Below are 20,393 nucleotides of genomic sequence, written 5' to 3' on the forward strand. Positions count from 1 at the left end.
TAATGGAGCGGGCGTATCCTGCAATATCTTCCTGGGACTAAGCTCTGCCGCGCAATGGCGCGGATACCCCCTTTTCTGGTACACTAATAGGATAAGGCAGCGGCTGGATGCCGCTTGTGGAAGGTATTGGAGGAACGTAACGATGCGCGAAGACATTCGCATTCAAGATATTGAGCTGCTCGCCCCGGCCGGCGACTGGGATTGCATGCGGGCGGCGGTTGCAAACGGAGCGGACGCCATCTTTTTCGGCGTGGACAAATTCAATGCGCGCGTGCGCGCGAAAAACTTTACAATGGACGAGCTGCCGGACATCATGTCCTTTCTGCATTTGTACGGCGTCAAAGGCTTCGTCACATTTAATATTCTCGTCTTCGAGGAGGAGCTTCAAGATGCGAAGCGGCTCGTCGAAGCGTGTATCGAAGCCGGTGTGGATGCGGTTATCGTACAGGATCTCGGTCTCGTTAAGCTGATCCGGGACATCTCTCCGGATTTCCCGATCCACGGCTCGACGCAGATGACGATTACGTCGCCGGAAGCGGTCGAGTTTACGAAACCGTTCGATATCGAGCGTGTCGTGCTTGGCCGAGAAAACAACCTGAAGCAGATCAAGCAGATCGGCGATCAGGCGAAGCTGCCGATGGAAGTATTCGTGCACGGAGCGCTGTGCGTATCTTATTCGGGGCAGTGTCTGACCTCGGAAATGTGGGGCGGCCGCTCGGCCAACCGCGGGGAGTGCGCACAGGCTTGCCGGCTGCCGTACGACTTGATGGTAGACGGCGTGCAGAAGCCGATGGGCGATGTGGCTTACCTGCTGTCGCCGAAAGATTTGGCTGCGCTGGAGATCGTGCCGGAGCTGATCGAAGCGGGCGTCACCTCGTTTAAAATCGAGGGCAGGCTGAAGTCGCCGGAGTACGTGGCCAACGTCGTTAGCAAATACCGCAAGGCGATCGACAACTATTTTGCAGGGCGCGACGTGTCGCCTTCGAAGGAAGAAATGCGCGAGCTGCAGCAAAGCTTTTCGCGCGGGTTTACGTACGGATTCCTGAAAGGAACGAACAACAAGCAGCTTGTCGACGGCACGTTTCCGAAAAGCCGCGGCGTTTTTCTGGGCCGTGTGAAGCAGTTGCTGCGAGACGGCGTCGTTTGCGAGCTGGAGGCGCCGCTCAAGCGCGGCGACGGTATCGTATTTGACGCCGGGGACCCGACGAAGCCCGAGGAAGGCGGCCGCGTCTACGACATACGGCGCAAAGGGCAGAAGATCGAAGGCGAGGCGGAGGGCGGTCTTATCGAGATCGTACCGGGGCGCAATGACGTCGATCTGAAGCGGGTTCGCGTCGGCGACCGGATCTGGAAGACTAGCGATCCGCATCTGGACAAGAAGCTTCGGCAAACGTTCGAAACGGATAAGCCATACCGCGTGTTTCCGGTAAAAGTGGCGGTGGCGGGCCGTCTCGGCGAGCCGCTTCATTCGGTATGGACGGACGAGCGGACCGGGCATTCCGTAGAGGTGCTCTCCGAGCTCCCGCTCGTGCAGGCGGAGAAAAGACCGATGGACGAGGCGCTGTTCGCGGAGCAGTTCGGCCGTCTTGGGGGAACGATCTTCGAATTGAACGGGCTCGCGGTAGACCTCGAAGGCGCGCTGATCGTACCGATGCGGGAGCTGAACCAAATGCGCCGCCGTGCTGTCGAGCTGCTCGAAGAGGCCCGCCAGAAGCCGCGCCGCTACAAGAAGCGCATCGCGGATGTGTACGGGGATGCGTACCGAGAGCTGCCGGCCGGCACATTTTCGGAAGACCGGGGAAGCCGGGGGCAGGAGCCGCGGCTTATCGCGTTATGCCGCAACCTCGAACAGGTGAAGGCCGTTCTCACGACGGACGTCGAGTGGATTTATGCCGACTTCGAGTTCATCAAGCAGTTTCCGGCTGCCGTTGAAGCCGTACGGGCCGCAGGCCGCAAAATCGCGCTGGCGACGCCGCGCATCCATATGCCGGGCGAGACCGGTTATTTTAGAAATATGTTGAACCTGAGGCCCGACGCGATGCTCGTCCGCAATACCGGAGCGATGTATTATTTCATGAAGCATCGCGCGGAATCCACCGACGGCTACCGTCCGGAGCTGATCGGAGACTTCTCGCTGAACGCGGCCAATCACAAAACAGTGCAGCTGTTCGTCGATAGCGGCTGCAGCCGGGTAACGCCGTCTTATGATCTCAATATCCAGCAAATGATCGATCTGCTGCGACGCACCGATCCGGGACAGCTCGAGATTGTCATTCACCAGCACTTGCCGATGTTCCATACGGAACACTGCGTATACTGCACGTTCATGAGCGAGGGGACAGATTACACGAACTGCGGGCGTCCATGCGAGGACCACCGCGTCTCGCTTCAGGACCGGATCGGCATGTCGCACCCGGTTCGGGTCGACGAAGGCTGCCGCAATACGGTATATAACGCCATCGAGCAGTCCGGAGCGGAATATTTGCCTCAGTTCAGAGAGCTCGGTCTTACCGCCTACCGCGTAGAATTTCTGGAGGAGTCGCCGGAGCAGGTGCGAGAGGTGCTGGATTTGTACAGCCGGGCGCTGCGGGGCGCGATCAGCGGGACGAGCGTATGGCGCGCGCTGAAGGCGACGAATCAGCTCGGTGTTACAAGAGGACAGCTGGTAAAATAAGCAGTAGAGAGCTTTAACCGCGTTTCGATATCGGAGCGCGGCTTTTTTGCGCTTGTTCGGCATAGGTCGAAGGGAATAGAAAGTAATCGTCGAATTGATACGTAATGACTAGAAGACTGCGGTGATTGACGTTGAACGAAGGCGAACAATGGCTGGAGCCGGGCAAGGATGAGATGACGCTTTTCCGTCTCGAATGTGCGATTTTGGAAGGGGCAAGGCCGGATCTGGAAGACCTCGGCAAACTGCCGGAGACACTGCTGAACCGATCGCCGCTGCTGCAAAAAGCGTATGGGGAACATCTTGCCGAGGAGGGCAGGCTGGCGGAGGCAAAGCGGCTGCTTCTGCAAGCGGTTAAAGCTTTCGCCCGCCAAACGTTCTTGCGAGAGCTGCTGGCGGCGTTCGCCGCGCTCGCCTCCGTGCTTATGCGGCTCGGCGAGCAGCAAGAGGCGGAGACGGCGCTGCTGTTCTTGAAAGCGGAATACGACGAAGGCGAAGCGGCCGCGAACGGGGACGTTTTATTTGCGCTTGCCCAAGGGGCTCGTCTGCTTGGCGAGGAAGCGAATACATACGTTTACTTCAAGGCGGCATTCGAAGCGTTCGATCGGGACGGGACCGCTCGCAGCGTTTGCAAGGCGGCGCTGGAGGCGGTGCTGTTCATGCTGCTGGACGATGCAGCGGCTCCTTCCTCGCTGCTGCTCCGGATTGAGACTGTACTACGGCTCCGCAGCAGTGCCGATGCCGGGTTAACCGTTTACGAAAAAGGGTTTCAAGCCGTCAAGCTGCTTCATGAAGGCCGGTTGGAGGAGGCTTGCGCGGCCTTTGGCTCAATGGGCCGCCGCGACGGGCTGCGGCTGCCGCGTTATTTGGAGACGGCGGTCCGCTGCTGCGAGCAGCTTGCGCTCCTGCGCTCCGGCATATCGGCGAGCGGGGACGAGCGCGAGCGGCTGGACCGGGATATCGGGCTGCTGGCATCCGATGCCCGGCTTCAGCTTCATTATATACGATTGCAGTTTGAGCGGGCCGTAGCGCAGCATGACGAATACGAAGCGGCACGTTCCTTGCAGCAGGCGGACGTTTATGTCTCGCTATGCGGGCTGGCTGGTCCAAATATGCTGCGGATCATGGAGCAGGCCATGGCATCCGTATTCACCGTGTCTGAAGAGCTGGCGCCTGCACCGGATCGTCCGTGGAGCATCTACTGTTTCGGCCCGATCCGTTTCTCGAACGGAGTCGATGAGGTACGGGACATTGCCTGGAAACGGAAAAAGGCGCAGGAGCTGCTGCTTTACCTCATGCTCCAGCCAAACTACGCAAGCCCGCGCGACCAGGTGGTGGAGGCGCTTTTTGCGGAAACCGATACGGGCAAGCAGGCGAATCAGCTGTATGTGACGGTTCATCGGCTGAGACAAGTGCTGCACGAGAGGCTTGGCTGCGAAAACGCCGTTGTGATCAAAGATGGCATTGTCAAAATGGCCGGCGCTTATATCGAACACGCCGATGTGGAGAAATACCGCTCGCTCATCCGGGTCGGCGACCAGCTCTGGGCGAACGATCGCGAGCTGGCCGCGGAGCTGTATGGCCAGGCGATTCAGATGTACGAGGAACTGGTTCCCGAGCTGTCTTATGTCGACTGGCTCGATGCCGCCCGAACGCACTATGCGGAGCTGCAGATCGGCATGCTGAAAAAGCTGATCCGATTCTCCGCCGAACTCGGCGATTACGAAACGGCCGAAGCGCATTGCGCCGAATGGCTGCGGCTCAGACCGGCGGAGGAAGAAGCATACCAGCACATCATCCGGCTGCTGATGGAGCAGAGAAAGACGGCAGAGGCGAACGGATGGTATCGCCGGCTGGAGAAGATGTGCAGCGAGGAATTAAATGCGAAGCCGCTGCCGGAAACGAAGCAACTGCTGCGAGGTGAGCGATGTTGAAGGGCCATGCCCGCCTCTTGTACAACCGTCTGGTTGTCATGTACATAACGATAGCCGTCGTTTCGGGCTCGGCCATGCTTGTATCGAACCGGTTCGTCAGCGAATACTCCTCGGAGAGGCTTGCCGCCGGCGCCGGTTATATCGCAGCCGCGTTTGCATGCTGGGTCCTGCTCGCGTCCGGTTTCAGCCGGCGTCGTTTGTCCCGGGTGGAAGCTTATTTGAACGGCGAAAGCGGCGGTGCGCAGCAAGCGGAGCTTCTCCCGATATGGCGGCAATTGGTCGGGTTTCCGGTACATCTCTTCTGGTTTTTCCTCCTCTTCGGCCTTTTGATGGCCCAAGGAAGTCAACTTCTTGCGCTGGCTTTCGAGGAAGGCCCGCGCCGCTGGCTGTATTATGGCAAAAGCACGCTGTTTAATGCGACGTCTATGGTCGGTTTGGCCTTCGTTCATTATGGCCTGTCCCGCAGCATTCTTCGGCGCAGTATGCCCGTGCTCGGGGAAGCGGACGCCAGGGAGCTGCGCTTCGTCTCGCTGCTGCGGCCGCTCACCTTGGCTTTTATATGCGCTATCACGTTCCCGCTGCTGCGGATCATGTGGCATGCAGCGGAAAACGAATCGAAGGGAAGCGCGGTCTCTCCCGCAACTTTGGCTTCGATTGCGCTGATCGGGGGGCTGATCGTATTTGTCGCTTTTGCCATACTCAGCTTCAGCTTCATCTACGAGCTGCGCGATATGATAGGTAAGCTTCGTCTGGCCGCAGCTTCCCATACGGACGGCTCCGGCAGCGCCGGCGAGGCGATTCCACTTGTCTCGCGTTACGAAGCCGGACAGCTTGCTGTCGTTTATAACGAACTGCAAGTTCGCAAAAGAAACGAATATGCCCGGCTGCTTCACGAACGCGAGCTTGCCGGAAACGTTCAGCGGCATATTATGCACAAAGGAGAGGCCAAGCTGGGTAACTGGCGCGTACGCGGCGAGGCGAGGGAGAACGGAGAAATCGGCGGTCACTTCTACGATATCGTGCATTGCGGCGGCGGCAAGCTCGCCTTCGTCGCGGGCTGCGTATCCGGCGGCGGAATGCCTTCCGCCTTGGCGCTGTCGGCGTTTATCGGCATGTTCCGTTCCGAAGCCGGGATCGGCGATGCGGCTGGGCTTGCGGACAGACTGAATGCGAGATTGGGTCATATGTTCCGAGGCACGCATACGATTGATGTTTTGCTGGGCGTCGCCGATTTCCATCGGGATCATATTGATATCGTAAGAGCGGGGATGGGTTTACAGGCGCCGGCCTTCGGAGAGCGATTGGAAGGACAATACCGGTCGTCGACGGTACCGGTCGGCCTAAACAATCCCCTGCTTCTCACCTTGGCGGAGGCGAGAGCCGGCGCAGTGATATGGGTGAGCCGAGTCCCTGCCGAAGGAGGTAAAGGCTATGGCGAAGCTTAAAACGTCCTATTTGCCGCTGCGGCTGTTTGCCGTGTTTTTCCTATCCATGCTCGTGGGCTGCGGCTTGCTCGTTTATTCGAATCTAGTGATTCTTGGTTTCTCTTTCGGCGAGCTTCTGGCTTTCCAAATACCGGTTGTTGTATCGGCGTCATGCGTAATGGCTGTTCTGCTCTCCTACATTACGGGCCTTCGGCTCAGGCCGGTCATGCGCGCGATGGGCAGTGAACGGCCGGACGACAAGCAGGTCGCCAGCGTTCGGCTCTGGCGATTGCCAAATGAGCTGTTTTGGTGGATGCTGGGACTTACTTGCATCGGTATTGTCTTGTATCATGCGGATGAATACGCGCTGCTGCTGAGGTCGTCCGCAGGTAGCGGCGAGCCAGCCTGGACCCATCTGCTGCAAAGAAATTTGAATGAGCTGACGATCGGTCTGGCGATCTCCTTATTGTTCCTTATATGGCTGCAGCGAACGGTGAAACGTTATCTGGTGCTTCTACACCCTACCAGCTTGCCTCCGGAGAAAAACGGGACGTTCTGGAAGCCGCTCGTGCTTACCTATGTATGCTGCTTTGCGATCGTCATCTACCCTACGGTCCGCTTTCTGCTGGGCGAAGAGGCGGGGCACATCCGTTTCGGCTGGCTGGCGATAACGCTTGCTGTGCACGGCTTCCTCGCTTTCACCGTTTACCGTCTGCTCACAAAGCAGTTTCGCGACGAGCTGCGCAATCTGATATCCGGCATTAGCGTCCTGCTGCAAGGGAAACGCACCCGGCTTCACGAAACGGTGCCCGTTATATCCGACGATGAGGTCGGCCGGCTCGCCTCCGTATTCAATGAGCTGCAAAAGGCAATAGCCGCCAAATACGAGGCGGTCGAACGGGAGATGGCGCTTGCTTCCGAGATGCAGCTGGGGCTGCTGCCGGAGTCTTACGTGGTTTGCGGACATTATACGGTTGCTTCGCGCTTCAAGCCGGCCAAGGAAGTGGGCGGCGATCTGTACGATATAGTCCGGCTCGGAGATTCGCAGACGATCGTGCTTGTTGGAGACGTGTCGGGAAAAGGAATGCCGGCCGCCCTGCTCATGTCGGCGACGCTTGCGCTGTTCCGCTCGCAGCTTCAGGCGGGCGGAACGGCGGCCGACATCATTCGCCGGATGAACCGCGACTTGTCCGGCATGCTTCGCGGCGACATGTACGTTACGCTCGGTCTGGCGCTGTTCGATGCCGATTCGCGGACCGTCCGGTACGCGAGCGCCGGTCACGTCGCCCCGTTCCGGATCGGGGCGGAAGGCGCCGAGCTCGTACCGGTCGGCTCGCTTCCGGCCGGGTTCGACCCGGACGAAGCGTACGAGGAGACGGTTATGCCGTTTCACCCCGGCGACCGGCTCGTGCTTTATACGGACGGAATCGTCGAATCGCTAGACGAATCGATGCATATGCTCGGTTTTGAGCGGTTTGAAGCGCTTTTGGACGGAATCGATCGCACGGATCCCGTCCAGCGGCAGCTTGACCGGCTTCTCGGTTTATTGCCCGAGGAAAGCTCTCCCGATCGGGACGATCGCACACTGCTGCTCATTTCGATGCAGGACTAAGCCGGGTTTGCCTGTAAGAGACTTGTAAGTGAACTCCTATATACTGAAGATGGGGCTGCGCTCCGAAAGAAGGTGTCAGGTGGCGGAGGAGCGATGGATAGTGGATGCGGAATGGATCGTCCCGAGCGAATTTGGGCAAGAAAAGCGGATTTCCGCTCGATTGACCGCCTGCCTGGACGCTTGCGGCCTGTATGCCGACCGTCTGGACGATATGATCACGGCCGTAACCGAGGCGATTCTGAACGCTTCCGAGCATGGCAACGGTTTGGACCCAGGCCGGCTAGTCCGGGTTCAGGCCCGGATCTCGGAAGAAAGAGCCGTCTACCGCGTCCTCGACGAAGGCGGAGGTTTTCCTTTCGAAGCGTGGGATGCGGCGAAGCTGGCGGAAACGACATGCTCGCGCAAGCTGTACGAGGATAACCCGCGCGGCTGGGGGCTGAAGCTGATGCTGCTGCTGGCCGACCGGGTAGGCTTCGGGCGTGAGGCCGGGAGCTTTTATACGGAAATCGAGTTTCGAAACGGATCGCTGACGGGAGGGCTATGATGGAGAGCCAATTTCGGATTCGTACGCGCACGTTCGCAAGAGGAGTCATTCTCGACATGGACGGCGATGTGACCAAACAAGCGGAGGATGCTCTGCTTGGAGAACAACCATGGGGACGGGGGCTGGATGTCCCGGGCTCTTGCTTGATTTTGAACTTTTCAAATGTATCTTACATGAACAGCAGCGGCATAGCCGTATTGATCCGTCTGGTCAGAACGGGGGCGAAGGGCCGTTTCCACACGTTCGCCTTCGGGATCTCGCCGCATTTTCAGAAACTGTTCCGCATGGTCGGACTGACGGAGTATATGATGATCTATCCGGATGAATATGCGGTTCTGGAACGGATCGACTGCCTCACCCGTTCGGAATGAGGCGTCGCTTGAAGAAGCTGTATCCGGTCGATTACGGTGGCAGACGCGTGGTTTTGCTTGGGCGCATAGGACTGGACAAGCAAGGTTACGCTAATCGACAAAAGTGCGATTCAGCTTCGCGAGCAGCCGCAAGAACGACTCGCATTCTTCGGGCGTCCAGTCGGCGAACAGCTTGGCAAAGCGGGACACCCGGGCTTGCTGCGAAACAAGCAGCTCCTTCTGGCCCGTCTCCGTCAGCTCGAAATGACTGGCCCGGCCGTCGGCCGGATCGGGCAAACGACGAACAAGCCCTTTCGCTTCGAGCCCGGCTGCTTGTCTGCTGATCGTCGAAATATCGAGATGAAACTGCTCGGACAGCGATTTGACGCCGTTTGGTCCATGCGACGACAAATGATGGAGCAGCAGGTAAGAGGAGCGCTCCAGCGTGCCCAGCTTCTTATCCAGCGAGGCAGCCGTAACCCGGCGAGCAAATGTAGCGAGTTCGAGGTCCATTTCTTCGAGGTGCTTCTCGTCCAAACTGTTCACCCTTTCCGGTTCCTTACTTGCTACTTTACTCGATTCGGCATGCCGATACAAACCGTTTGCGCAGGAGGGCGGCGGCGAGGAGAGTTGACAAGGATGACGAAAGGACCTCATAATGAATGAGGTCCTTTTTTTGCCAAAAGCAGCGAAGGTGTTCACAATTTGGACACAAAATTTTAAGCAAATTTTCAGATTTGTTTAAGGTTCGCTTATTGTTGGGGCAGTATATTTTGTTTGTTAACCACAATTGATAGCGCTAGCAAAATGCACGACAGGAAATGCCGCCACTGATGAGGAGGGTGTCAAAGTGCTGGAAGTCAAGCAGGTCAGCAAGCTGTATGAGAATCAGAGAGGGGTTCGGAGCATCGACTTTTCGATGAGCCGCGGCGAAATAGTCGGCTTCCTGGGGCCGAACGGCGCCGGCAAAACGACGACGATGCGCATGATTACGGGATACTTGAATCCGACGAAAGGGTCGATTCTGATCGACGGCTTGTCAATGGCCGATCACCCGCGCAAGGCGCGCAGAAAGATCGGGTATTTGCCGGAGACGCCGCCGCTTTATCCGGAGCTGACCATTTCCGCCTACTTGAAATTTGTCGCCAATCTGCGCGACGTGCCGGTGCGCGATCAGAAGCAGCGGGTCGGCGAAGTCATCGAGAAGCTCGGGCTGCAAGGCCGCGAGAAGCAGGTTATCCGCAGCCTGTCCAAAGGCTACAAGCAGCGGGTCGGCCTGGCGCAGGCGATTCTGCACAAGCCGGATCTGCTTATAATGGACGAGCCTACATCCGGTCTCGACCCGAAGCAAATTATTGAAATTCGCCAGCTGATCCGTGATTTGGGCGAAAACCATACGGTTTTGCTCAGCACGCACATTTTGCCGGAAGTGAACGCGATCTGCAACCGCGTGCTCATTATTAACCAAGGCCAGATCGTGCTGGACGAGCATCCGGACCAGATCGGCGGAGCGATGGGCGAATCGTTCGAAGTGCGGCTGGAGGTTAAGGGGCCGAAGGACGACATCGTGCGCGAGCTGAGCGGGCTTCCCGTTATCGGCAGCGTGAAGGAACTGGAGCGCGACCAATCGATGAGCGAGTCCGAATCCGTGCTTTTGCAGGTCGTGTCCAAGGATCGTTCCGATATTCGCGAAGCGTTGTTCTACAAAATGGCCGAGCGGGGCTATCCGATTCTCGAAATGAAGAAGGAAAGCCTCAGCCTGGAAGACATATTCCTCAAGCTGACGACAGACGAGAAGAAAGTCGAACAGCCGGATGAAGAGCCGGAGGTGGAAGCTGATGCGTAGAGCTTGGGCGATATGCAACAAAGAATTGCAGCTTTATTTTTACTCGCCGACCGCTTATGTGGCGTTCGCGTTTTACGTGCTGCTCTCGAGTATTATGTTTTATTTGAACTTCGTCCTGACGTCGACAAGCATCGTCGATGCAAGGCTCGTAGTCGGCAATACGACGTTCATCTACTTGTTCATTATTCCGCTGCTTACGATGCGGCTCGTATCGGAAGAATTCCGTCATGGAACCGACGAAATGCTGCTCACTTCTCCGGCCAGCATAACGGAGATTGTGGTTGGTAAATATTTGGCGGCTTTGACGCTGCTGTTGATGCTCGTCATATGCAGCTTGATTTACCCGTGGATTATGTCCGGCTTCGGCGACCTGGAGCAGTCGGTGCTGTGGCTGTCTTACCTCAGCATGTTCCTGCTCGGAGCGGCGATGATGGCGATCGGTCTGTTCGCTTCCACGCTGTCCAACAACCAGATGGTGGCGGGCATCGCTTCGTTCGTTATTTTGCTGCTGCTCTGGATTATCGACTGGGCCGGCGAAGGCTTCGGCGGCAAGCTGAAAGAATGGATCGTGCAATTTTCGCTGACTCAGCGGCAAGTGAATTTGCAGAAGGGCGTTCTGCATCTTGCCGACGTCATGTTTTATGTGCTGCTGGCAGCCGTATTTATCGTACTGAGCATTCAGACGCTTGAAAGAAAACGCTGGAGATAAGGGGGAAGAGACGTGAACAAGTGGATAAGAGGAACGAACGCGACGGTTATCTCGATCGCCGTGATCGTGATATTTATTATCGTTACGCTCTTCCTGAATTCCTTGAAGGGCATTCAATGGGATTTGAGCGCCAACAAGAAGTACTCGCTTTCCGAGCAAACGATCTCGACGCTCAAAAAGCTGGATAAAGACATTAAGGTTACGATGTTCACGGGCGGCACGTCCACGGACGAAGGCATCATGTACCGCGACATCCGCGATATGCTGAACGAATATGAGAAGCGCAGCGGCAAAATCACGTTCGAGGAAATCGATCCGAACCGCGACCCGGCTAAAGCGCAGCAGTACCAGATCGATCAGCCGGGCACGATTATTTTCGAAATGGGCGACAAACAGAAAAAAGTGTACAGCTATGAGCTGTTCATGCAAGGCCAAGCGCAAGGCTCGTACAACTTCAACGGGGAAAGCAAATTCACGCAGTCGATTATGGGCCTCATCTCCGACGTGAAGCATCCGATCTACTTCCTGACGGGCCATAACGAAATTCCGGCCGCCCAGATCGGTTCGTTCCGTTCCTCGCTCGAAGGGGAGAGCTACAGCATTACCGAGCTGAACCTGTTCAAGGAAGGGAAAATTCCGGATGACGCGCTGGCGGTATTCATTCTCGGCCCGCAAACCGACCTGGATGCGAAGGAAACGGATTTGCTGAAAGAATATGTGAAGGGCAAAGGCAAGCTGTTCATCACTACAGGTTATTCCAAAGACATGCAGAACATGAAAAATCTCGACGATCTGCTTGCTTTCATGAACGTCAAAAACACGAAGTCCGTCGTCATCGAAAACGGCCGTACGTTGTATAACAATCCGCTGACGATCGTGCCGAACGTCCAGTTCCATACGATTACGAACAGCCTCGCCGATTCCGGCCGCGTCGTCGTATTGCCTGTCGCGTCGTCGCTTTCGACCGATACGGGCAACCCGGACTGGAAGGCGAACTCGCTGCTCAAGTCGTCGGACAAGGCTTATGGCGAACTCGATCTGAACCAGCTAACATCGAACAGTCCGAAGCAGGATGCGAACGACCTGAAAGGCCCGCTCGATATGGCGTTTGCGATTATGGATAAGGACAACAAGCCGAAGTCGGTCGTGATCGGCAATACCCAATTTTTGGCGGATCAGATCATCTCCGAGCAAGGTAATCGCGACTTCGCGCTGAACAGCATTAGCTGGATGCAGGAATTTACCGAGAACGTAACAATTCGTCCGCGTGAAGAAGCGGCGCTGCAGCAGGCGTTCATTATGCCGAACAAGGCGAAGATGATTTTCTACGGTACGATCGTTATTTATCCGCTGGCCATCCTGGCGCTGGGCGGAACCATTTGGTGGAGGAGGAGAAAAGGATGAAACGGTTCATTCCGACGATTGTGCTTCTCGTCGTATGTATCGGTGCGTTCTGGTATGCCTCCAGCCAATCGTTCTTTAAAAAAGAGGATGACGCCTCCAAGCCGAAGGCTCTCGTAGCCGTAAAACAAACCGATGTCACAGGCATCCAGATCAAGCAGGGCAATATCGAGCTGCAGAAGAAGGACGGCAAGTGGACGTTTACGAAACCTGCCGCTTATCCGACGAACGCTTATACGGGCGATAGCTGGGTTGGGGCGTTCATCGCCTTGACCCAGGACGGCGAGATTGATGCGAATCCGAGCGATTTGTCGAAGTATGGGCTGTCCAATCCCGAGCAGGAGTACGGGGTCACACTGGCTGACGGTACGTCGAAGGTCGTCCAGATCGGCTCTCCGCTGCCGATCGCGGGCCACTACTATGCGAAGGTGAAGGATGCCCCGAATGTGTACAAGGTGACCGAGGAGCAGCTCAAGTCGCTGCAAAAGGCGCCGGAGGAATTTGTCGAGAAAAGTCCGTTCCAGATGACGTACAACGAAGTGTCCGGCATTCAGATGGAATGGAAGGGAGCTTCCAAAACGCTGCAAAAGACCGACCCGTCCAAAACGTCGACTGAATCGGCGTGGAAGCTTGGCGACAAGGAGATGAAAGGAAGCGACGTCGAGCCGATTTTGGACAAAATGCTGCTCATGTCTTCCGATCAGATGGTCAAAGCGGTATCCGAGCTGAAGCTGGACGCCCCGGAGATGAAGCTGCAGCTGAAATCGACAAAGGACGGCAAAGAAACTACGGTCGTGTATGTGGGCAAAATCGCCGACGATCAAATCTGGCTCGCGATGCAGGGCGGCGCTTGGGCGTATACGGTCCCTATCGATACAATCCAGGAGCTGTTCGACAAAATCAAATTGCCGGAAGCGGCGGCCGCGAAATAACAGCGCAACCGGCATAAGCGATAGCAAACAAAAGAGCAGGGCCCTCGTCCCGAGATGGACGGCGGCTCTGCTCTTTTGTATGCCGCGGTTATGGCTGGCCGGACTCCATCAGCCAGCGGTCGAGGAAGGCGTAGGCCATGCCGCGTATTTCGGGAGGGAAATTGTGCTCCTTTGCGGTCATAACCGCCTGGAACTTGTCGGAGGCCCCAAGAAACTGGTACAGTCCGTCAAGCTCCGCCATACATTCCCCGATCGCCTGCCAGTGGGGAAAGATGGAGTCGGTTTGGCCGAAATAGTGAAACGACGGAATGGGTGCGGCTAACGCAGCGATTTCGTGAAAGTCGAAGGGGACCTCGTACCGGCTGAGCCATTCGGTCACTTTCGGCAAATGCGTATACCAGCCGCGTTCTCCCCAGTGAGTGGGCCGATGGTCGCCATAAAAAGGGCTGAAGCCGCAGCTGCTGACCGCAACCTGAATGCGCTCGTCAAGCCCGGCGAGAAAATAAGAGTTGTAGCCGCCGAACGAATGGCCGATGACCCCGATTCGCTGCGCATCCACCTGCTCCAGCGAACAGAGCAGATCGACGCCTTGCATATGGTCTACCGCATTTTTGCCGATCGTAGACCAATGCGGGTGCTGTTCGTAGAACGGCTTGCTGTGGAAGTGCTGCAGCCCTTCATAAATGCGCTCGCCGGATGTCAGAGCATCCGGCGCGAGCACGATATAACCTCTGGATACGAGCTCGAGTCCGTACCGTCTGTTCTCTCTGCCGCTAGACAGGGCGACCGACGCTTTGCCCAGCTCATTTGTCGGATGCAGCGCCAGCACCGCCGGCCGCCGGCCGTGGCGGTCTTTCCCGCCTGCCGAATCGTCTGGGACCAGCAGGTAGGAGGGGACTGTGTCGCCGTACACCGTATCGTACGCGAGATGAATTCTCGTATGATCCTTTTCCTTCTCTTCGCCGATAATCGTATAACGCACCGGAACACGCTCCGGTATTCCGCCGATGATATCCAGCCAAAGCGACATAATCGCCTTTCGTTTATTCAGCCACCCGGCTTCATCCTGCACGCCGTCCAGCAGCTTGGGCAAGCCTTGCCGATTCAGTTGGTACAAGTTATAGCTCATAGCGCGCAGTCTCCTCTACAGACAGCTTTCCGTTGTTGGTGGTGCAGTCCAATTCGCCCAAGCCGAGCGGCCCGGGCGCGCGCCCCGTGATATCCAGATCCGCCTACTTCGTTTTGCTTCTTTCCTTCTCGACTTCTTTCTTCAGCTGTTCGTCTACTTTTCGCAGCGCCGTATTCACATCGTCTTTGCCCAGCGCGGAATTCAGGAAAGCATCCCTCATGAGAGCGTCCGCCGTATTCGTTTCGATTACAGTCATTCCTTTGGCGCGAGTCGGACGAAGCGGGGCGAATTCATAATACGTTACCGCTTTCATATTTTTGCCCTTGTACGCCTTGCTGTCCTGGGCGAGTACGTCCAGAAACTCCTTCTTGGCCAAGGTCGGCAAAAATCCGTTGCGGGAGTCCTTCATCTGCACATCGTCGCTGAGCATTTCCATAATGACCTGGAACGCTTCGTCCTTATGCTTGCTCTGCTTCGTAATCATCAGGTAGCCGGGAGGGAAAGTGCCGATTTTCTTCGGCGCCCCGTCAATGATCGGGGTCGACACCATATCCCAGTTTTTCAGCATGCTTAGGTCGAGATACGGGGAGTAAATATCGGCGTGAATCGCCACCGTTCCTTTCTGGAACATCGCCCCTTCCTCGGCCAGCGTCGGCCGGATGGCATTGCCCGGAATTTGAAAGAAGCGTATGTAATTATTCAGTATTTTTTGCCAGGTGTCGAAATGGGACAGCTCATCTTTCGCCGGATCGAGCGTTGAGAGCGAATATTCGTTGTACGTCAGGAACGTGGAGGCGTTGGCGCTGAAGCCGCGGTAATCGATGCCATCCTCGGTCCGGGTCATTTTTTTCGCCGCTTCGTAGATTTGATCCCAGTTCATGCCGTCCTTCAGATACGGCTGTCCGAACTTGTCGAACACATCCTTGTTGTAATACAGCACTCTGGAGAAGAAGGGCGATACCGGCAAGCCGTACAGCTCTCCGTTCTGAGCGGACAATTCGACAAAGCCGTTGATGAAAATCGGATTAAACCGGGTCAGATCGTATTTGTATTTCTTAACAAGCTCGTTCATATCGTAGCCCAGGCCGAGGTCCAAATATTTGGTGCGGACAGTACTGGAGAGGCCCCGGATAATATCGGGAATATCGCCGCGGGCAATATATTCCTCAATCGTATTTTGCGCGCCGCTGGACGGCAGCCACGTAACCGTAATATGGGGGAACTTCTTTTTCAGTGCTTCCTTGAACCTGGCGTTGAGTTCGTCGTCGGAAACGCCCGCCGCATGAACTTTAATCTCAACCGGCTCCGGCGGTTTTTCCGGTTTAGTAACGGTTTCCTTCGATGCTTCGCTGTTCGGGGCCGTTCCCCCATTGCAAGCGGACAGCATAGCGGCAAGCGATAAACCGACGAGGGTGCACGACAGAAGCTTATTGGATTTCATACCGATCGACCTTCCTTATTCATATTTACGTTCGGCGTGGTGCCATCAGGATAACGGCGTTTAACGTGGAAGTAGGTCTAATGGCGGCAAATTCGGACGGATTAAAGCGTTTGCAAACCTCCTCTGCATGGTATAGAAAGTCCCCTTTCCAGTACAATTTGCTTTTAAACTAATACGCAACTGATATTTAATTTTACAATATGAATATAATTTAAAGGGTTAGTTACTGTCAATGACTATTTCTTATCGTCGGTTTTATGCAAAAGTCAGGTCTATTTTTAGTTTGTTTGTCGTACATTAATACTTAACTAATATGTAAAGATGCCGATTAGTCAGTTGCTATTCCCTACAAATAATTGACAACCTTTAGGCAATCCTCTAAGATCAATAATCATATTGGTAAGAAGGTTGATCGCAGCTATGGAACGTCGGCCGAGTCGCAAACTGTTTCGTCCCAGGCTGGACGAGATGGTCACCTCGCTTCGCAACAACATCATTACGGGGAATATGGAACCGGGGCAATATTTGGCCTCGGAGAAGCAACTTGCGGAACAATACGGACTCAGCGTGCAGTCTGTCCGCAAAGGTCTCGATCTGCTGGTGGGCGAAGGACTCATCGTCAAAATACCGAAGGTCGGCAGCCGTGTCATCGATCCGGCCGAGAAGGGCGCCGTTACGATCCGACTGGGGTATTCGTCGACCATTCCCGATGATGTGGACATTCATCGGCTTCTGGCGCTGTTTCACCGCGAATTTCCGAATATACGCGTGCAGGCTGTTCCGCTCGGAGGCAATTCGTACGAGCAGTTCAAGCCTTATTTGGACAGCGGCATGCTTGATGTCGTTACGATGAACTACAACAGCTTCCGCCAATTTTACGAACGGGACAGCCTGGACGATCTGGAGGTTCAGCAGCGCAAGCAAGAGCTGTACCCGTTTCTGTCCGACGCTTTTACGCAAAACGGCGAGCTTTGGGTGCAGCCCTTCGTTTATTCGCCGCTTATTTTGGCATATAACCGCAGTCACTTTGCGCAGCTCGGCATGCAAGAGCCGAACAGCGGCTGGAGCTGGCGGCGGTTGTTCGAATGTGCCGAAGCGCTCCAAATTCCGAACGAACGTATCGGCTTCAATTGTTATTTTTCAACGGCGAACAGGGCGAGCGTACTATTGATGCAGCGGGGCAAGTCGTTCGAAAGGAGCGAAGACGGCAGGATCAAGCTGGCCGGCACTCGTATGATGGAAGCGCTCCGGTACAGCCGGAGCATCTATGAGAAAATTCCTTCGCTGCCGAACAGCTTGATGGAGTGGGATACGCAAAAAATCGACCTGTTCCGCCAAGGGAAGCTATCCGTCATTTCCACCAGTTATTTCATACTTAATCATTTACGCGATTCCGAGCTGGATTACGACATCGCGCCGATGCCTCACTTCGGGGAATCGCTTACGATGCTGCTTATGATCGGTCTCGCTATTAACAGGCAGTGCAAAAACAAGGAAGCCGCCCGCAAGCTGGTCGACTTCATGACATCCGCCAAAGCGCAGCTTTACATCCGGCAGCATACATGCAGTCTTCCTGCCCGCGTAACGGCGGCGGAATGGTCGGGGACCGAGCCGGTTCCGATCAACCGGCCGTCCCGGTTTTCCCTGTTTCGTGAGATAATCCCAAGCTTCCGGGTATTTACGGATATGAACATCGGGGAAGAGGAATACAACAAGCTGTTTTACGAGCTCCGCTTGTATTGGGCGGGACTGGAGAACGAGGAGATGTTCTGTTCGCATGTCGAAGCGATAACGCCAGGGATGCCGGCGCCGGTTGTGCCATAATGAGGGCGGGAAATGAGAAGGGACGGCGATTGTACGCCGTCCCTTATTGCTCTGCGCCGTTAACCTCAGGTCCGTGATAGCCTCGTTCCCCAAAAGGCCGGATCTGCTCCATCCATTTGTCCTCCAGCTTCCTCAGTTCCTTTTTCAGATCGTAATACACGCTTTCGTTATCATTTTGCTTGAGCTGCTCCAAGATTTCGATCACAAACGCATCCGCGCCGTGCTGTTTCCAATCCGCCTGCAGCTCCTTGCATGGGTGGCTTCCCATATCCAGCATCATCCGTTTCCCGTTGATCGAGCGGAAATTGTTCGTGCTGGTGATCCATACTTTCCCGTTTGCCGTATTGCGGAATTGGTAGACGCCGGCTTCGGTTTTCATTTCCTTGTACTGCTCGACAAGCTCTTTTCTTCGATTCATTTCTCGGTCACCTCTTTTTTAAACGATAATTGTTTTTGTTTATCTTATATTAGATATATTATTACTTTGTCTATTGTTTTGTCAATGAAAACGGATGGAATACGAAAAACAACAGGACAAACCGTTTTTTCGGCTTGTCCTGTTAGGTTCAGACTTATCCTTTCTTGAGCACGAGCGACTGAAAATGGGGCCTATCTTCACCGAGCGGAACCGTGTCAAAATAGACGACCTTAAATGCGGCGCCTACCGCCTTGAGCAAATTCCCGTCCGAGTACATGGCGAAGAATCGCTTCGGCTCATACTTGTCCATCTCCCATATTCCTTCCGAGTCCTGTCCGCCGTATACGCCCATGTAGAACAGTCCGCCGGGCTTTAGCACGCGGCGAATTTCTTGCAGCACGCTCGCAAGCTCCGCCTTCGGCACATGAAGCAGGCAGTTCAGGCCGAAGACGGCATCGAACGAGCCGTCCGCGAACCCTAGCGCGTCAAAGCTGCGTACTTCGGCCCGAAGCCCTTTCTCGCGGCACAGCTTCACCATTTCCGGCGATTGGTCGGTGCAGGTTACGTCCAGTCCTTCTTGCCCGAAGAAGAAGGCGTCCCGTCCGGGTCCGGAGCCGATTTCCAGCAGCGTAGCCGCATCGCTGCCGCGCAGCATCCGAAGGAAATGGCCGCGTTCGCGAACCTTCCAGTCTTCGATATGCATCGTGTTCCGCTCGGCGGCGTGATTGTCATAAGAGGTTACCAGATCCGCTTTGTAATCCGGATTGCTGCGGACTTCCCGGCGGCCGTCCGATCCCGGGTTTCGCTCGTATATGACGAACGTGTGCGAATGCCTGTTTTTGTCATCTATTGCTCCCGGCACGCTCCCCGTCACTACCCAGCGGTCCGGATCGATGGCCGGGAACGTCGCATCGCCTTCAAACGTTTCATCGATTTCGGTTACGTACAGTCTGTCCGCATACGGTAAAAACAACGCGTAAATTTCCGAGCCGCCGATTACGAACGGACTTTCATCGCCGGCAAGCCTAAGCGCTTCCTCGGGGGAATGTCCGACCAAGCAGCCTTCGGCAGCGAACCCAGGGTCCCGGGTTATGATGATGTTTAAACGGCCCGGAAGCGGTTTGCCAATGGACTCGTACGTTTTGCGGCCCATAATGACCGGATGGCCCATCGTCGTTTTTTTGAAAAAAGCGAGATCCGCCGGCAAACGCCACGGCAGCTTGTTTCCGTTGCCGATAATCCGGCCTCGGGCCATGGCTACGATCATCGACAGGGGCTTGGCGGCGCTACTCATACGGCCACCTTCCCTTTGATGCGCGGGTGCGGATCATAGTTCGACAGCGTGAAATCTTCATATTGGAAATCGAAGATCGAGCGAACGTCCGGGTTCAGCGTCATCGTAGGCAGCCCTCGCGGCTCGCGCGTCAATTGCAGCTTGACTTGTTCCAGATGATTGGCGTAAATATGCGCGTCTCCGAGCGTATGCACGAAATGACCGGGCTTCAGTCCTGTGACCTGGGCCATCATCATTGTAAGCAGCGCGTAGGAGGCTATATTAAACGGCACCCCGAGAAATACATCGGCGCTGCGCTGGTACAATTGGCATGACAGCTTGCCGTCCGCTACGTAAAATTGGAACAGGCAGTGGCACGGAGCCAGCGCCATCTGATCCAGTTCGGCTACGTTCCAGGCGCTTACGATCATACGGCGGGAATCCGGATTTGTGCGAATCTGATCGATAACGGCCGATATTTGATCGATTGCGCTTCCATCCAGCGCCGGCCACGAACGCCACTGGCGTCCGTAGACGGGACCGAGCTCACCGCTTGCGTCTGCCCATTCGTCCCAGATGGAGACGTCGTTCTCGTGCAAGTAGGCGACATTCGTATCTCCGCGCAGAAACCACAACAGCTCGTGGATGATTGACCGCAAATGCAGTTTTTTCGTAGTAAGCAGGGGAAAGCCTTGCTCCAGATCGAAGTGCATCTGGTAACCGAACAGGCTGATCGTTCCGGTTCCGGTCCGGTCGGACTTGTGAACCCCTTCGTGCAGTATCGTTTCGCATAATTGCAGGTAAGTTTTCATAAATAGGACTCCTTCTATCCGTTCTCGGCCAGATTGGCGGATTTTCTTGAATTGCACCAGGCAAGACGGTATT

At 55.6% G+C, this 20,393-nt stretch carries 17 protein-coding genes; 11 read left to right on the forward strand and 6 right to left on the reverse strand.

Going from position 1 to position 20,393, the window contains the following annotated elements; all coding sequences use genetic code 11:
* Positions 1-142: 142 nt before the first annotated feature.
* From D7M11_RS22855 to D7M11_RS22880, 6 genes are all read left to right on the forward strand, one after another.
* On the forward strand, positions 143-2,674 hold the full coding sequence (locus D7M11_RS22855) for a U32 family peptidase (protein WP_120749580.1): 2,532 nt from the start codon (positions 143-145) through the stop codon (positions 2,672-2,674).
* 125 nt (positions 2,675-2,799) lie between these two features.
* Positions 2,800-4,605, forward strand: coding sequence for an AfsR/SARP family transcriptional regulator (locus D7M11_RS22860; RefSeq protein ID WP_120749581.1), 1,806 nt, complete (start codon positions 2,800-2,802; stop codon positions 4,603-4,605).
* Positions 4,599-6,050 carry a PP2C family protein-serine/threonine phosphatase gene (locus D7M11_RS22865; protein WP_120749582.1) on the forward strand — a complete coding sequence of 484 codons (1,452 nt, stop codon included), beginning with the start codon at positions 4,599-4,601 and terminating at the stop codon, positions 6,048-6,050. The genes D7M11_RS22860 and D7M11_RS22865 overlap by 7 nt, the downstream gene beginning before the upstream one ends.
* Complete coding sequence (locus D7M11_RS22870) at positions 6,037-7,641, forward strand: PP2C family protein-serine/threonine phosphatase (RefSeq protein ID WP_120749583.1); 1,605 nt, start codon at positions 6,037-6,039, stop codon at positions 7,639-7,641. Before D7M11_RS22865 ends, D7M11_RS22870 begins: the two co-directional genes overlap by 14 nt.
* Before the next feature lie 28 nt (positions 7,642-7,669).
* Positions 7,670-8,185: an ATP-binding protein gene (locus D7M11_RS22875; RefSeq protein WP_120749584.1), complete on the forward strand. Its 516-nt coding sequence runs from the start codon at positions 7,670-7,672 to the stop codon at positions 8,183-8,185.
* Positions 8,182-8,556, forward strand: coding sequence for an STAS domain-containing protein (locus D7M11_RS22880; RefSeq protein ID WP_240041261.1), 375 nt, complete (start codon positions 8,182-8,184; stop codon positions 8,554-8,556). The genes D7M11_RS22875 and D7M11_RS22880 overlap by 4 nt, the downstream gene beginning before the upstream one ends.
* Before the next feature lie 90 nt (positions 8,557-8,646).
* Here the strand turns inward: D7M11_RS22880 and D7M11_RS22885 are convergent, their stop codons facing one another.
* A complete protein-coding gene (locus tag D7M11_RS22885) occupies positions 8,647-9,081 on the reverse strand; it encodes a MarR family winged helix-turn-helix transcriptional regulator (RefSeq protein WP_240041262.1) in 435 nt (144 codons plus the stop codon).
* A 304-nt stretch (positions 9,082-9,385) separates the two neighbouring features.
* On the opposite strand from D7M11_RS22885, the gene D7M11_RS22890 reads away from it, so the two are divergent.
* Genes D7M11_RS22890 through D7M11_RS22905 form a run of 4 tightly spaced genes read left to right on the forward strand, consistent with a single transcriptional unit; the run spans position 9,386 to position 13,423 of the window.
* Positions 9,386-10,381: an ABC transporter ATP-binding protein gene (locus D7M11_RS22890; RefSeq protein ID WP_120749586.1), complete on the forward strand. Its 996-nt coding sequence runs from the start codon at positions 9,386-9,388 to the stop codon at positions 10,379-10,381.
* Positions 10,374-11,090: an ABC transporter permease subunit gene (locus tag D7M11_RS22895; RefSeq protein ID WP_120749587.1), complete on the forward strand. Its 717-nt coding sequence runs from the start codon at positions 10,374-10,376 to the stop codon at positions 11,088-11,090. The genes D7M11_RS22890 and D7M11_RS22895 overlap by 8 nt, the downstream gene beginning before the upstream one ends.
* Positions 11,091-11,102: 12 nt before the next feature.
* Entirely contained in the window at positions 11,103-12,494 is a 1,392-nt protein-coding gene (locus D7M11_RS22900) for a GldG family protein (RefSeq protein WP_120749588.1), read from the forward strand.
* The gene (locus D7M11_RS22905; RefSeq protein ID WP_120749589.1) at positions 12,491-13,423 is read left to right on the forward strand and encodes a DUF4340 domain-containing protein; all 933 of its coding nucleotides are present in this window, start codon (positions 12,491-12,493) and stop codon (positions 13,421-13,423) included. The genes D7M11_RS22900 and D7M11_RS22905 overlap by 4 nt, the downstream gene beginning before the upstream one ends.
* 88 nt (positions 13,424-13,511) lie before the next feature.
* On the opposite strand, the gene D7M11_RS22910 is transcribed toward D7M11_RS22905, so the two are convergent.
* Positions 13,512-14,552, reverse strand: coding sequence for an alpha/beta hydrolase family protein (locus D7M11_RS22910; protein ID WP_240041263.1), 1,041 nt, complete (start codon positions 14,550-14,552; stop codon positions 13,512-13,514).
* Between the two features lie 103 nt (positions 14,553-14,655).
* Positions 14,656-15,993: an ABC transporter substrate-binding protein gene (locus D7M11_RS22915; protein WP_120749590.1), complete on the reverse strand. Its 1,338-nt coding sequence runs from the start codon at positions 15,991-15,993 to the stop codon at positions 14,656-14,658.
* A 420-nt stretch (positions 15,994-16,413) separates the two neighbouring features.
* Here D7M11_RS22915 and D7M11_RS22920 point away from each other — a divergent pair, with 420 nt between their 5' ends.
* Positions 16,414-17,817: an extracellular solute-binding protein gene (locus tag D7M11_RS22920; protein ID WP_120749591.1), complete on the forward strand. Its 1,404-nt coding sequence runs from the start codon at positions 16,414-16,416 to the stop codon at positions 17,815-17,817.
* 43 nt (positions 17,818-17,860) lie between these two features.
* Here the strand turns inward: D7M11_RS22920 and D7M11_RS22925 are convergent, their stop codons facing one another.
* The 3 genes from D7M11_RS22925 to D7M11_RS22940 all read right to left on the reverse strand — a co-directional run bounded on the left by D7M11_RS22925 (position 17,861) and on the right by D7M11_RS22940 (position 20,320).
* Positions 17,861-18,235: a GIY-YIG nuclease family protein gene (locus D7M11_RS22925; protein WP_120749592.1), complete on the reverse strand. Its 375-nt coding sequence runs from the start codon at positions 18,233-18,235 to the stop codon at positions 17,861-17,863.
* A 154-nt stretch (positions 18,236-18,389) separates the two neighbouring features.
* On the reverse strand, positions 18,390-19,529 hold the full coding sequence (locus tag D7M11_RS37935) for a dihydrofolate reductase (RefSeq protein WP_338042512.1): 1,140 nt from the start codon (positions 19,527-19,529) through the stop codon (positions 18,390-18,392).
* Positions 19,526-20,320: a thymidylate synthase gene (locus tag D7M11_RS22940; RefSeq protein WP_120749593.1), complete on the reverse strand. Its 795-nt coding sequence runs from the start codon at positions 20,318-20,320 to the stop codon at positions 19,526-19,528. Before D7M11_RS22940 ends, D7M11_RS37935 begins: the two co-directional genes overlap by 4 nt.
* Between the last annotated feature and the right edge of the window lie 73 nt (positions 20,321-20,393).

The sequence above is a fragment of the Paenibacillus ginsengarvi genome, assembly GCF_003626695.1.
GTDB classification, from domain to species: Bacteria; Bacillota; Bacilli; order Paenibacillales; family NBRC-103111; genus Paenibacillus_AB; species Paenibacillus_AB ginsengarvi.

Excerpts from the sequence above, each read along its gene's own strand:
- D7M11_RS22940 (WP_120749593.1), bottom strand. The coding sequence starts at position 20,320 with ATGAAAACTTACCTGCAATTATGCGAAACGATACTGCACGAAGGGGTT.
- D7M11_RS22925 (WP_120749592.1), bottom strand. The coding sequence starts at position 18,235 with ATGAATCGAAGAAAAGAGCTTGTCGAGCAGTACAAGGAAATGAAAACC.
- D7M11_RS22905 (WP_120749589.1), top strand. The coding sequence starts at position 12,491 with ATGAAACGGTTCATTCCGACGATTGTGCTTCTCGTCGTATGTATCGGT.
- D7M11_RS22870 (WP_120749583.1), top strand. The coding sequence starts at position 6,037 with ATGGCGAAGCTTAAAACGTCCTATTTGCCGCTGCGGCTGTTTGCCGTG.
- D7M11_RS22915 (WP_120749590.1), bottom strand. The coding sequence starts at position 15,993 with ATGAAATCCAATAAGCTTCTGTCGTGCACCCTCGTCGGTTTATCGCTT.
- D7M11_RS22865 (WP_120749582.1), top strand. The coding sequence starts at position 4,599 with ATGTTGAAGGGCCATGCCCGCCTCTTGTACAACCGTCTGGTTGTCATG.
- D7M11_RS22880 (WP_240041261.1), top strand. The coding sequence starts at position 8,182 with ATGATGGAGAGCCAATTTCGGATTCGTACGCGCACGTTCGCAAGAGGA.
- D7M11_RS37935 (WP_338042512.1), bottom strand. The coding sequence starts at position 19,529 with ATGAGTAGCGCCGCCAAGCCCCTGTCGATGATCGTAGCCATGGCCCGA.
- D7M11_RS22895 (WP_120749587.1), top strand. The coding sequence starts at position 10,374 with ATGCGTAGAGCTTGGGCGATATGCAACAAAGAATTGCAGCTTTATTTT.
- D7M11_RS22855 (WP_120749580.1), top strand. The coding sequence starts at position 143 with ATGCGCGAAGACATTCGCATTCAAGATATTGAGCTGCTCGCCCCGGCC.
- D7M11_RS22910 (WP_240041263.1), bottom strand. The coding sequence starts at position 14,552 with ATGAGCTATAACTTGTACCAACTGAATCGGCAAGGCTTGCCCAAGCTG.
- D7M11_RS22920 (WP_120749591.1), top strand. The coding sequence starts at position 16,414 with ATGGAACGTCGGCCGAGTCGCAAACTGTTTCGTCCCAGGCTGGACGAG.